Below are 13,783 nucleotides of genomic sequence, written 5' to 3'. Positions count from 1 at the left end.
GGTGGCGTACCGGGCCACGGGCCCGGTACGCCCTCACAACTCAGAATCCAGGAGCACCCCCCAAGTGTTGTCCAGGAACAGCTCACTGCTGCCCAAAAGATGGGCATGGAGCAGAGCGGGCCGACGTCGTCTGGCCGCAGTTGTCCTGCCTTTGTCATCAGCGGTCGTCGCTGGTCTGCTGAGTGCCGCACCGGCGCAGGCAGCCGCGGCGGATCGCGATCACACCGCCCTGCAGAAGGCCAAGTACGGCAAGGCCGAGCTCTTCGACCCGAAGGTCACCAAGGTCAAGGACCCGACGGAGGCCGCTGCCCGCAGGACGCTCGCCAAGGCTCGCGCGAAGGTGACATGGCCGGGAGCGTCGGCGGTGACGGTCGATCTGCCGCCGGAGAACAGCAAGAAGTCGGTCAAGGCCGCCGGGCTGCCCATCGCGCTCGCCCAGCCCAGCGACAAGGCTGCTGGGGTCGCGAAGTCCTCTGAGGCCCCCGACGAGGCCAGGGTCCGCGTCCTCGACCGGAAGACCACCGATAGGCTCGGCATCGACGGCGTGGTCTTCACGGTCGCCCGCGCCGACGGCGACACCAGTGCCGCGAGCCTCGGCGCGACGATCGACTACAGCTCCTTCGCCGATGCCTACAGCGGCAACTGGTCCTCCCGGCTGCGTCTCGTCCAGCTCCCCGCGTGTGCTCTGGGCACGCCGGAGAAGGCGGAGTGCCGCAGGACCACTCCGGTGGCTTCGGAGAACGACGGCGAGGCCGAGACGGTCACCGCGCAGATCACCACGCCGAAGGCGACCACGGCCGGTACGAAGACCCGGACCGCGATGGCCGCCAAGCCCGCCGCCATGGTCATGGCCCTGTCCGCCGCGGCCGGCTCGGACCAGGGCACCTACGAGGCCACCCCGCTGGCGGCCTCCTCCACCTGGTCGGCCGGCGGTTCCAACGGCGACTTCACCTGGAACTATCCGCTGGAGACTCCGCCGGCCCCGGCCGGCCCGGCGCCCAACCTGTCCATCGGCTACTCCGCGCAGAGCGTGGACGGCCGCACCTCCTCCACCAGCGCGCAGTCGTCCTGGATCGGCGAGGGCTTCGACCTGTCGACCTCGTACGTCGAGCGGGCGTACGGCAGTTGTGAGGACGACGGCCAGGACAAGAAGTACGACCAGTGCTGGAAGGAGGACAACGCCTCCCTCGTCCTCAACGGCAAGTCGACGCCCCTGGTGAAGGAGGGCGGCAAGTGGCGGCCCAAGAGCGACGACGGCGAGCGGATCGTCCACGACACCGGCGCCGTCAACGGCGACGACGGTGACACCGGGGAGAACGGCGACAAGGGTGAGTTCTGGACGGTCACCTCGACCGACGGCACCCAGTACGTCTTCGGCAAGAACCGGCTGCCCGGCTGGAGTTCGGGCAAGCCGGAGACCAACTCGGTGTGGACGCTCCCGGTCTTCGGCGACGACTCCGGCGAGCCCGGGTACTCCTCCGGCGACTCCTTCTCCGGCCGCGCCAAGACACAGGCCTGGCGGTGGAACCTCGACTACGTCGTGGACCCCCACGGCAACGTCATGACGTACTGGTACGACAAGGAGCTCAACCACTACGCCAAGAACGGCACCACCGGCAACGGCACCGAGTACGTGCGCAACGGCTGGCTCAAGCGCATCGACTACGGCCAGCGCACCGACACGATCTTCTCCACCACCCAGCCCGCCGCGGCCCGCGTGAAGTTCACCGTCGCCGAACGCTGCCTGCCGGTCTCCGGCGGCGAGAGCTGCGGCTCGCTGACCTCGTCTAATCGCAACGCCTGGCCGGACGTCCCGTTCGACCAGATCTGCGCCGCCGGCAAGCCCTGCACCGACCAGCCCAGCCCGGCGTTCTTCACCCGCAAGCGCCTGACCGACGTCACCACCCAGGTGCACGACGGCTCCGGCAGCGCCGAGAGCGACTACCGGGCGGTCAACGCCTGGCACCTGGGGCAGACCTTCCCCGACCCGGGCGACGGCTCGGATGCCGGCCTGTGGCTGGACTCCATCAAGCGCACCGGCAAGGCGGGCACCGACGCCTCCCTGCCCGCGGTCACCTTCAGCGGCATCCAGCTGCACAACCGTGTCGACCGCACCGGCGACGACGTCGCCCCGTTCATCAAGTGGCGAGTCCGTACGGTCACTTCGGAGACGGGCTCGAAGCTGACGGTGAACTACTCCAAGGAGGACTGCGTCGCCGGCAGCGACGTCCCCTCCAAGCTGGACGCCAACACCCGGCGGTGCTATCCGGTCAAGTGGATCCCGCCGTCCAACCCGACGCCGGGCACCGACCCCAAGCCGCGCACGGACTTCTTTCACAAGTACGTCGTCACTCAGGTCACCGAGTCAGACCCGACCGGCGACGCCCCGCTGAAGCAGACGGACTACACCTACAGCGGTGGCGGTGCGTGGGCGTACGACGACGAGTCGCCCATCACCCAGGCCAAATACCGCACCTGGGGTATCTGGCGCGGCTACCAGAAGGTGACCACGACCTCCGGTGAACCTTCCAGCACCCAGTCGAAGTCCATATCCCTCTACTACCGGGGCATGGACGGCGACAAGCAGTCCGACGGCACCACCCGCAAGGAGACGGTCACCGACTCCAAGGGCGTGGTGAAGACGGACGCGGAGCAGTTCGCGGGCCAGCTGCGCGAACAGATCACCTACAACGGCGCGAATGGTCCCGAGGTCTCCGCGACCGTCAACACGCCCTGGTCCCGCACCACCGCCACGGACAAGCACTCCTACGGCACGGTCAACGCGTACATGGTCCGCACCGAGACCTCGGTCTCCCGCACCGCGCTGTCGGGCGGCGGAGAGGCGACGACGGCCAAGACGACGACGTACGACCCGACCAGCGGCCTGCCGCTGAAGGTGGAGACGGACGCGGCGGGCGAGAAGGACTGCACCGTCACGGAGTACGCCACCAACACCGCGGCGTGGATTCTCACCCTGCCCAAGCGGGTGGAGAAGGTGTCCACCGGCTGTGCCGCGACCCCGAAGCGGACCGGGGATCCGAAGACAACAGACGTGATCTCGGATGTGCGGACGTCGTACGACGACCAGAACTGGGGGAAGTCGCCCACGAAGGGCGATGTGACCCGGGTCGAGAGGGTGACCGGCTACGACGGTTCCACGGCCAAACTCCAGACCGTCAACACCACCAAGTACGACGCGCTCGGCCGTGTGACGGACTCCTACGACACCAGAGGCACCCGGGTCTCGCACATCGAGTACACCCCGGCCGCCGGAGGACCGCTCACCAAGACCGTCGAGACCAACGCGCTCAACCACGCCACCACCAACGAGATCGCCCCTGACTGGGGAGTGCGTACCTCGACCACCGACCCCAACGGCAACCGCACAGAACTGGCGTACGACAGCTTCGGGCAGCTCACCGATGTGTGGCTCGCCAACCGGGACCGCGCCGCCGGCCAGACGGCCAGCTACAAGTTCGAGTACAAACTGCAGAACACGGCCGCCTCGTGGGTGGCGACCAAGTCCCTGAACAACGACGGCACCACCTACCAGACCACCTACGAGATCTACGACGCACTGCTCAGGCTGCGCCAGACACAAGCACCCGCCGCGTCCGGCGCCGGACGGATCATCACGGAGACCAAGTACGACACCCGTGGTCTGACTGTCGAAACGTCGACCGACTACGTCGACACCACCACGCCCTCCGGCAAGCTCGCCACACTGCTCACCGCAGCGCCGGCAGGTACGGAAACGGTGATCGACGGCGCCGGGAGGGTGACGATCGAAAAGGTCCTCGCCAACGGCAAGGAGTTCTCACGGACCAAGCACACCCATGACGGCGACTCCACGCTCGTAGAGCCCCCGGCGGGGGCCTCGGCCATCCGGGAGAAGGTCGACGCCCGAGGTCGCACGGTCGAAAAGCTGGAGTACGACGGCAACGCCGTGAGCACCAAGTTCGCCCGGTTCACCTACGGATACGACCACGCCGACCGGTTGACCAGCGTCAAGGACGACGATGGCAACACCTGGGCGTACGGATACGACTTCCTGGGCCGCAGGGACAGCACCACGGACCCCGACGCCGGTGGAAGCTCGTCCGAGTTCAACGATCTCGACCAGGTCGTCTCCACGACCGACGCACGCGGCAAGTCGATCGGCCTCACGTATGACGTACTCGGCCGCCCGACCGGCCGACTCGACGGCAAGATTCCCGTGGTCAACGGCCAGCCTGCCCCCGAGGACTCCAAGTACCTGGCGCGCTGGACCTACGACTCCATCGCCAAGGGCGAGTTGACGTCGGCGATCAAATACGTCGGCGGCAAGGGCGGCAGCGTCTACGCCCAGACCAACGCCAAGTACAGCAAGACCTACCAGGTCCTCAACGAGCAGTACACGATCAGCAAGACCGAAGGAGCCCTGGCCGGATCCAACGGAACCTGGACCATCGCCAACGCCTACAACCTCGACGGCACGCTGCAGAAGCGGACCATCCCCGCGATGGGCGGCCTCGCGCAGGAGGTGTTGACGTACGGCTACACCGAGCAGCGCATGCCCGACACCCTCCAGGGCCTGACGGGCATCGTCCAGAACACCGACTACCTGCCTGCCGGTGAGCAGATCCGCACCACCCTCGGCGTCTCGCCGCTCGCGGACTGGACGGAGATCAACCGCAGCTACGAGACCGGCACCAAGCGCCTCGCGCGCCAGAGCGTGGTCTCCGAGACCCACACCGGCACGGATTCCGACGTCCACTACCGCTACGACACGGCCGGCAACCCGATCGAGGTCGAGGACAAGGCCACCAGCCCCAGCGACCGGCAGTGCTTCACCTTCGACGGCCACCGCCGTCTGAAGACGGCCTGGACGACGACGGCCGACTGCGCCACCGCACCCGCCAAGACGAACGTCGGCGGCCCGGGTCCGTACTGGCAGTCGTTCACCTACGACAGCGCGGGCAACCGCAAGACGGCGACCGACCACCTGGCCGACGCCACCACCTCGTACACCTATAAGACGCCCGATCAGCCCCGCCCGCACGCCCTGGCCTCCACCGAGACCAAGAACACGGACGGCACGGTCACCGGTACGACCAGCTACACCTACGACTTGGCCGGCAACACCGACATGCGGACGCTGGGTGGAAAGCCGCAGGACCTCGACTTCAATGCCGAGGGCAGCCTCGAGAGAGTCACCGAGGCGGACAAGACGGCGACGGAGTACCTGAACGACGCCGACGGCAACAGGCTGATCCGCCGGGACACCACCGGCACCACGCTCTACCTGGGCGAAACCGAACTGAGGCTGGACAAGGCGAGCGCCAAGGTCGAGGCCACCCGCTACTACAGCCACAGCGGGCAGACCGTGGCGGTGCGCACGACGGCAGGGCTGACCTGGACCGCCGCTGACCACAACGGCACAGCGAGCGTGCAGGTGGACGCCGCCACCCAGGCCGTCACCCGGCGCCAGATGAAGCCGTTCGGCGAAGACCGGGGCCAGGCCGCCAAGGCGTGGGTGGGCGAACGGGGCTTCGTCGGTGGCACCAAGGAGCCGACCGGCCTCACCCACCTCGGAGCACGCGAGTACGACCCGTCCACCGGGCGCTTCGTCAGCGTGGACCCGGTCATCGACCTCACCGACCCCCAACAGGTCAACGGCTACTCCTACAGCAGCAACAACCCGGTCACCTTCGCCGACCCCGACGGTAAATTCCGTGCCTCCGCCATCCTGCTTTTCCTGGCCCGCCAGGTCGGAAAGGCCATCGCTGCGGCCCAAGCCGTCCTCATGAGCCAGTCGGGCTCATCCAGTTCGGGTGGTATGACCACCGGAGGAAGCGCCAACTACGCGTCATCAGGCAGCAGTTCGTGCATGCCGCCCAGAATCTGCGGCAACGTCGAACCGGCGGATCCCAGATCTGTGGGTAGCTGGAAAGACGTTGCGGGAGGCATCGGAGATTTCTTCGCCGAGAGCGCGGATGTGGCCGAGTTCGCCACCGAGCCCTGGTGCTGGAGCGGCACAAACCCGGACTGCGGTGGTACCCAGGACAGCTATCAGGAGCTGGTTGAGGGGTTCGGCGCCGATCCTGACTCTGACGTGTATCAGGGGACGAAGACCGTCATGGATGTCGGGTCGGTGTTCGCCGGTGGTTTCGGTATCGGAAAGTTCGCCCTGAAGCAGCTCTTCAAGAAGCAGCTGCGGAAGCAATCCAAGGACAGAGAAAGGAGAAGAGAGAAGGAGGGCAGCGGCTGCACCAAGTGCTTCCTCGCTGGTACGGGCATCCAGATGGCTGACGGCTCCACCAAGGACATCGAGGACGTCGAGGTCGGCGACGAAGTTCTGGCGACCGATCCGGAGACGGGCGAGACGGGTTTCCGCAAGGTAACGCACCTCATCATCACCGAGGACGACAAGCACTTCAACGAGCTGTCCATCGCTACCGAGGACGGCGTCGAGAAGCTGACGGCGACATACGAGCACCCGTTTTGGTCTCCGTCGGAGCAGGACTGGTTCGATGCCGGTGACCTCGCGTCGGGCATGAGTTTGCTCACTGACAAGGGTGACACCGTCGTCGTCACCGCGAACCGCGCGTACGAGGACAACGTCCGCACGTACAACCTCACCGTCGATGACCTGCACACCTATTATGTGCTGGCGGGCGAGACGCCTGTATTGGTGCACAACGCGGAGCGGTGCCCGGTCGGGGTTGATGATGCCTGGCATGAGGGAACTTTTGAGAATCCGAGAGGAAGTTTCCAGTACCACTGGGAGAAGCACGGCAAGTCATTGGACGTCTCGCCCGAAAAGTACTTGCAGGATTCAAAGGACTGGGCGGCGAAACTGTCCGAACCGGGAGGGAAGAAGGGATACAATGCAAAGAGGATGCCGTTCGATGACGGAAAATGGGGCGTTAAGTACTCAAATCCAGACGGGGGTATGGGCGGGATAGTCGGGCCTGACGGGCGAGTTGTTTCCTTCTGGTACGACGATGCCCACTAGGCGGGAGGAGCGCGTGATGCTCAGTTTCATGGACGCCTACGCTCTTTGGCGTAGCCTCCCTTTCCCTCGGAGTGGATTGAGTAGCGACCTGATTCTGGCGCGCAGCGATCTAGCGGAAGCCGACGAGTATGTGACGACGGTGATCCGCTACGTGGAACGCGGTGTCTTCAAGCCAGCGCCGGTCGACGTTCTTGCGACGCTTCAAGAGTTGATGCAGCGAATCGACCGCATCAGTGAGGCGGCATCGGACGACGACCGGGCCATCGCCCGTTCACAGCACGCGTATGCGGCGCTACTGAGCCTCGTATACCGGCAGTTTCTCGAGGTGGGGCGTTCAGGTTGAGAGGGTTGAGGGTCCGCCGGGACAGCCCGGCGGGCCCTCAACCCTTCAGTGCGGGGAAACTCTTGCGGCGCAATCACCAGCAGCGCTACGAAAAGCCGCAGATGGTGATGAACGCCCCTTGGGGATCATCACCGTTGACCCAGTCGCCGAGCTCAGAGGAATCGTGCAGGGCATTCGAGACGCCGCCGAGGAATCGTGCGGAGTCGAGTCCGTCGAGCGGGATCTCGAACGCGCGCTCGATGTCTTGAAGTCGAATCCCGGCTCCAGGGGGGCATTCGAGGAAGTGCTCGTCTCAGTGATCGATTCGCTGGGGGACGGTGCCGTCGAGCTGATCTCATTCAGCATGCATGAACTGAGATGGCAGGCAGTTAAGGAGGCGGTCACAGCGAGGATTTCCGACCCCCGGCGGAATGTCAGCAACCTTCGCCTCTATGGGGCCATGTTGGACGCTTTCTCCGACTCATGGAGAGATCGTGATCTCTACGCGAGATTCGATCGACAGGACGGATGACGCACGCTTGTGAGCGGGCAGCCCCATCGGATGACCGGTGGGGCTGCGGTCTCTCCAGCGAAAAAGAAAAAGTCGATACCCGCGAGCTGACGTACCGTTCCGCTCAGCCTTGCAACACCGGAAACCCCCGAGGTGTCACGGCCGGCAGCGCCAATGCCACCGTGCAGGGGTCGTGCACCCAGGCAGGCGGATGGTGTCCCGCCGAGTGGTGTAGCAGCGATCTCTGCATAGCCCCTGGTCATGAGGCGGCCATCGCGCAACTCTCCGAGTAGCGAAGCTCGTTGAAACGAGAGGTGACGCGATGGCCTTGTCCCAGCATGACTTACTCCGCCAGATGGAGTCACTGCGTACGGCGGACGGAATCGAGTTGATCAGGGCCCTGGCCCAGAGGATCCGGCAGGAACTCATCGAAGCCGAAGCCACCGCCCACATCGGCGCCGAGCCCGGCGAGCACACCGAGACACGCACCACGATGCGCAACGGGCACCGGGAGAAAGTACTGACCACGGGCCGGGGACCTGGACCTCGCGATCCCCAAGGTCCGCACCGGGTCGTTCTTCCCGTCGCTGCTGGAACGCCGGCGCCGCATCGACCAGGCCCTCTACGCCGTCATCATGGAGGCATACGTCCAGGGCGTCTCCACCCGCAGCGTGGACGACCTGGTCAAGGCCCTCGGCGGCGACACCGGCATCTCCAAGAGCGAAGTCTCCAGGATCTGCGGCGACCTCGACACGGAGCTGAGCGTGTCCCGCACCCGCCCCCTGGACCACACCCGCTTCCCCTACATCTACCTGGACGCCACCTACTGCAAGGCCCGGGTCAACCACCAGATCGTCTCCCAAGCCGTGGTCGTCGCCACCGGCATCACCGAGGACGGCGGACGCGAGGTCCTCGGTCTGATGGTCGGCGACAGCGAGACCGAGGTGTTCTGGTCCGAGTTCCTGCGCTCGCTGCGCGAACGCGGCCTGACCGGGGTCCGCCTGGTCATCGCCGACCACCACTCAGGCCTGGTCAAGGCCGTCCGCAAGGTCATGCTCGGCGCCGCCTACCAGCGCTGTCGCGTTCATTGGACCCGTACGCGAACAAGGTGTTGCTTCCTGAGCCCGGTCTCGTTGACCTGGTATGGCGATCAAGGACGCGGTGCTGGCTCAACTCGCCGTTCGGTTCGAGGTGTTGCTGCCCCACCTGAACGAGCGGCAGCGTCGACTCGCGCTGGCGACTGAGGCGAGATTGCTGGGCCACGGCGGGGTGCGGGCCGTGGCCAGGATCGCCGGGGCGAGCGAGAGCACCGTACGCAAGGGCGTCTTCGAGTTGGAGGCGGGCGGCGAGTTGCTGGCGGAAGGTCGGATCCGTAGGCCGGGCGGCGGGCGCAAGACCGCGACCGAGCTGGATCCGGGGCTGCTGCCCGCCCTGTTGAGCCTGGTCGAGCCGGATGAGCGCGGCGATCCGATGTCGCCGCTGCGCTGGACGACGAAGTCGCTGCGGCGTCTTGCGGCGGAGCTCACGAGGCGAGGGCACCGTGTCTCGCCGGTGACCGTCGGCCAGCTTCTGCGGGAGAACGGCTTCAGCCTGCAGGCGAACGCCAAGACGCTGGAAGGAGACCAGCATCCGGATCGGGACGTGCAGTTCCACTACATCAACGATCAGGTCAAGCAGTTCCAGGCCGCGGGCGAGCCGGTGATCAGTGTCGACGCCAAGAAGAAGGAGATGCTCGGGCAGCTGCCGAACACTGGACGCGAGTGGCGGCCCAAGGGCGAGCCGGTCCAGGTCGAGGACCACAGCTTCTTCACCGGGCCGAAGGGCGAGACTGCGATCCCCTACGGTGTCTACGACCTGGCCGCTGACACCGGATGGGTCAGCGTCGGAGTCGATCACAACACCTCTGCCTTCGCCGTGGCCACGATCCGCCGCTGGTGGCAGGCCCGCGGTCAGCTCGACTACCCGGCCGCCACCCGGCTGCTGATCACCGCGCCTGGAAAGCGGAACTTGCCGCGCTCGCCGCCGAAACGGGGCTGGCGATCACGGTCTGCCACTTTCCGCCCGGCACCTCGAAGTGGAACAAGATCGAGCACCGGCTCTTCTCCCACATCACCATGAACTGGCGCGGTAGGCCGCTGACCAGCCACGAAGTCATCGTGAACGCGATCGCCTCCACCACCACCCGCAGCGGGCTGCGTGTCCAGGCTGAGCTCGACACCCGCTCCTACCCGCTCGGCGTCGCCATCAGCAAGGCCCGTATGAAGGCCCTGCCCCTGGAACCCCACAAGGCTCGCGGCAGCTGGAACTACGCGCTCCACCCCGCTCCCCTGACCACCGCGGAGCCGCCACCGCCGGGAAGCGGGCCGACTGCAACGGTGCCGGGACGCAGAAGAGTCCTGGACCTGCTGGACGACCCCCGCCTGACCGGGATGAGCGCCACCGAACTCGACGATGTGACGGCTCAGCTCGCCCCCGCCCAGGAGGCGGAGCGGGAGCGGCGTTGCTTCCAGCAGCGGGGCGGACCGCGTCGCAAGGCGGCCGCCGACCACGGTAAGCCCCTCTTCACCGGCCGCGACCGCATCCTGCTGCCCCTCCTATACCTGCGTCAGGTCTGTCCCCAACGCGTCCTGGCAGAGATGCTGGAGGTCACCGACCGGGTCATCAGCCCGGTGATCACGGAAACCCGTCGCCTCCTGGACGGTCACAAGGTCAAGGTGGAACCGACAACACTGCTGTTCACCGAGCCGGACCAACTGATCGGGTTCCTCAGCACCGGGGCCCTTCCTGCCCGAAGCCGTGCGTCTGTGCCCGAAGAGCTCTGCGAGCCGACCCTGACCGGGATGAGCCGCACGGACCTGCAGAAACTCATCGAACGCCTCGCACCCCGTCAGGCCGCCCTCGTCGAGGGGCGCCGTCACACCCAGCGCGGCAGACCTCGTCAACCGGGCACGCGCGGTGGCGTGTTCGCCCAGAAGATCACCGACCCGGAGCGTGTCCTGGCAACCGTCCTGTTCCACCGTCGCGTCTGCACTGGCGAAGTACTGGCCGAGCTGTTCCGAGTGAACCGGAGCACCATCGGCAACGCCTTCCGCGACGTCCGCCCCCTCCTCGATGCGGATGGGTTCCACCTGCCACCGGCCCCGGTCAAGCACCACACCGCCGAATCCCTGCTCGCCTCCATCTCGACGACAAAACAGCCGAGTTGATTCTTTACGGGTCCATTTCCTGCGCAACGTCTTCGCGGTGATCCCCAAGGACGCCGCGGAGATGGTGGCCGCGACGATCCGCACGGTCTTCGCCCAGCCCACCGCCGAGGCCGTCCGCACCCAGCTCGACACCGTCGCCGACATGCTCGGACGACAGTTCCCCAAGGCCAAAGCGATGCTCCTGGAGGCCAAGGTCGACCTGACCGCCTTCGCGGACTTCCCCGAACGACATTGGAAGAAGATCCAGTCGACCAACCCCCTGGAACGGGTCAACCGGGAGACCAAGCGCCGCGTCGACGTCGTCCAGATCTTCCCCAACCCCGACGCCCTCGAACGCCTCACCACCGCCGTCCTCATCGAGCACGACGAATGGATCGCCTTCCCCCGCCGCTACCTCCCCGAAGGCAGCATGGACAAGACCTATCCCGCTAAAGATCAACCCGGCACGCTTACACCACTACAGGGGACATGACCGGTAGGCGAGTAGGGGCACTGGCCCAAAGGCGACTTCCTGCTGTCCCGTGATCGGCTCAGGCGACGCGGAGAGATTCAGCGTTCGGATCACTGCTCGCGCAGCAGTGCAGGACTCCCGACCAACTGTGCACAGTTGGTCGGGAAGGGATACGTCCACCAGCACAAAATGACACCGGCGCCCCGCTTGAGCGTGATGTTTTCCTTGCGACTATCGGTACCCTCGCACGACGACGATGCTGTCTCGGCGACGCCGACAGGAGAGGCTGTGGGAGGCCGACAATCTGGGTGACCGGTTCCTGCCACCCGCGGTGCTCGTCTCGGTGGCCAGCCGGTGGCCGGACGCCTTTGGACGACGTATAAAGAGGCAGCACCGACCAGCCCGCCGCACATGCTCTGATCAGGCAGAACGTCACTCAGCAGCACGACCGGGCGCCACGCAACACGAACCCTCACGGTCTCGTAATGCGTAGGTCTCGGGTTCGAATCCCGAAGGCGGCTCCAGGGTGAACCCCGGGTCGGGCCTCTGACCTGGGGTTTCTTGTTTTAGTTGACCTTGGAATTCGGGCTAATCGGGCACGGGCGGTCTGTGCATCGCAATGCGTAGGTCTGGAGTTGACGGCCAGTGGCGGTTGCGTATCGCAGGGCTGTGACCTCGGCATTTGTTCATGGCTGTCGATCTCCCCGGCCCCGTCCAGTTCGAGCTGGTGGCCATTTGGTGGCCAGGCGTGCAGACGTCGTGCGGATGGCTCCCCGGTCAGCCTCGCGGTTGCCGCATGAGAGTTGTGCCATCCAGACAATCGCACGGCCGGCCAGGTTTCCCGGGGTATGGGCGAGGACGCGCTGCTTCACTATCGGCCGTCCCAATCGTCGTCGAAACGTCGAGATCCACCGGAAGCAGATGACGGGCCCCTCGCGAGAGGTGGATGACCGAGTTCCGCATCGTCCACGCCCTGGCTCGGTCGGCTTTCAAGCGTCGGCGGGGCCGAACCAGATGGCGTACCTCGGACACGAGGAACTCGCTGTAGTGCAGGGCCGACCCCAGTGCTCCGGCGTGAGTGCTGTGTCGCGTCCGGTGCCGGCTTGCGCCATCGCCCGAAGCAACAGCCGGAAGGCGAGGTCAGGGGTGCAGTGCCGGGCGCACTCGGCCAGGTCGCGCCTGACCGCCTCTGGCACGAACCGGGCCCTGGGATCTCGGCGAGGACCGCGTCCGCCAGCTCCTCGTCGTCGCTCTTGCCAGGAGCGGTGGACGGGTGAACGCTGTCCCCCGCGTTCCTGGCCAGCCAGGCGCCGCACAGCGCGATGGGCGTCTCCATCCACTGCGCCCCGACGTGACACCGGTAGCCCTCCGGAGCAGAGCGCCGGTGTCGCCCGCCACGGCGGTGGGCCGGGTGCGGGACGGCCGACCGGCAGACGGACCCGCACGTTGTTCAGCACCGGGATGAGCTGAGGGCTGGCGGCGGCCTGCCCGGCGGTCAGGACGATCGCCATCGGCCGACAGCACCGGTCGGCGGCCAGGTGAATCTCGGAGGTCAGCCCGCGGCGGGACCGGCCGCTCCCCGGCACGCGGGACATCGTGCGCTTCAGCTCACGGCCGTCGACTGTTCCGCAGCGGCGAGCACTGATAGCGCAGCCCCTTGCCCACGATCCGGAACCGCTCGCGACCGGCCGCAGAGAACGGGTTGGGTAGCTCGAACACCTGACGGCGCTCCGGGGCCAGGGCGGCGATGATCAGCAGGATCCGGTACCGACCGCCACACGCGTGGGTGTGCGCGGCGTCCACCTCGGACGGCCCGAGCTCGAACTCCACGCGCTCGCCGACGGGTTCGCTCAGCGCCTTCATCTTGTACAGCAATGTGGTGTCACGCCAGGCGACCTCGACGTCGTACCCCAGGCTGTCCGATGCCTCCCGGTCGCCGTTGATGACCGCGGCGTACCCGACCGCCAGCGCACCTGCAGTCCGTCGGGGTGGCGTGGCTGGCGTGTTCGGCAAGTTGCCAGCTGCTTTTTCGGGCCACCGGGGCGAGTAAGGCGCGTACGTAGTCCTGCATGCGGCGGCGTGGTTCGATACGGCCGAAGTGGTGGCCGATGGTGGTGAAGAGGTGGTCCAGGTCGCGGTCCCAGCTCTCGGCTGCCCGTTCGGTGATCACGACCGGAGGCTTCCCAGGCCTGGGGCGACCTTGCCGTCGTGGGCACTCCTTCGAGGGGTGTGCGGGCAGAAGCCGTCCGTGACGGCATCCTGCCCGCTACAATCCCACCGCTCGACGTTTCCCCAG

Annotated in this window: 4 protein-coding genes and 4 pseudogenes; 6 read left to right on the top strand and 2 right to left on the bottom strand. The window is 66.5% G+C overall.

The window, feature by feature from the left end:
* The first annotated feature begins 151 nt into the window (after positions 1–151).
* The 6 genes and pseudogenes from P8T65_RS13720 to P8T65_RS13695 all read left to right on the top strand — a co-directional run.
* Positions 152–6,997, top strand: a complete 6,846-nt coding sequence (locus P8T65_RS13720) for a polymorphic toxin-type HINT domain-containing protein (protein ID WP_316725696.1) — start codon at positions 152–154, stop codon at positions 6,995–6,997.
* Positions 6,998–7,013: 16 nt separating this feature from the next.
* On the top strand, positions 7,014–7,340 hold the full coding sequence (locus tag P8T65_RS13715) for a hypothetical protein (protein ID WP_316725695.1): 327 nt from the start codon (positions 7,014–7,016) through the stop codon (positions 7,338–7,340).
* 118 nt (positions 7,341–7,458) lie between these two features.
* On the top strand, positions 7,459–7,851 hold the full coding sequence (locus tag P8T65_RS13710; protein WP_316725694.1) for a hypothetical protein: 393 nt from the start codon (positions 7,459–7,461) through the stop codon (positions 7,849–7,851).
* Between the two features lie 301 nt (positions 7,852–8,152).
* Positions 8,153–8,927 (top strand): annotated as a pseudogene (locus tag P8T65_RS13705) (IS256 family transposase); the annotation flags it as partial.
* A 46-nt stretch (positions 8,928–8,973) separates the two neighbouring features.
* Positions 8,974–11,036 (top strand): annotated as a pseudogene (locus P8T65_RS13700) (ISAzo13 family transposase).
* Between the two features lie 7 nt (positions 11,037–11,043).
* A pseudogene (locus tag P8T65_RS13695) lies at positions 11,044–11,508 on the top strand (transposase); the annotation flags it as partial.
* Between the two features lie 1,365 nt (positions 11,509–12,873).
* Here P8T65_RS13695 and P8T65_RS13690 read toward each other — a convergent pair.
* Positions 12,874–13,061 (bottom strand): annotated as a pseudogene (locus tag P8T65_RS13690) (IS5/IS1182 family transposase); the annotation flags it as partial.
* Between the two features lie 34 nt (positions 13,062–13,095).
* Complete coding sequence (locus P8T65_RS13685) at positions 13,096–13,500, bottom strand: hypothetical protein (protein WP_316731961.1); 405 nt, start codon at positions 13,498–13,500, stop codon at positions 13,096–13,098.
* Positions 13,501–13,783: the final 283 nt, after the last annotated feature.

The sequence above is a fragment of the Streptomyces sp. 11x1 genome, from assembly GCF_032598905.1.
In the GTDB taxonomy this organism is placed as follows: Bacteria; Actinomycetota; Actinomycetes; order Streptomycetales; family Streptomycetaceae; genus Streptomyces.
Note: the sequence above shows the minus strand (reverse complement) of the source record. Positions and strands in the feature narration are given on the sequence as shown.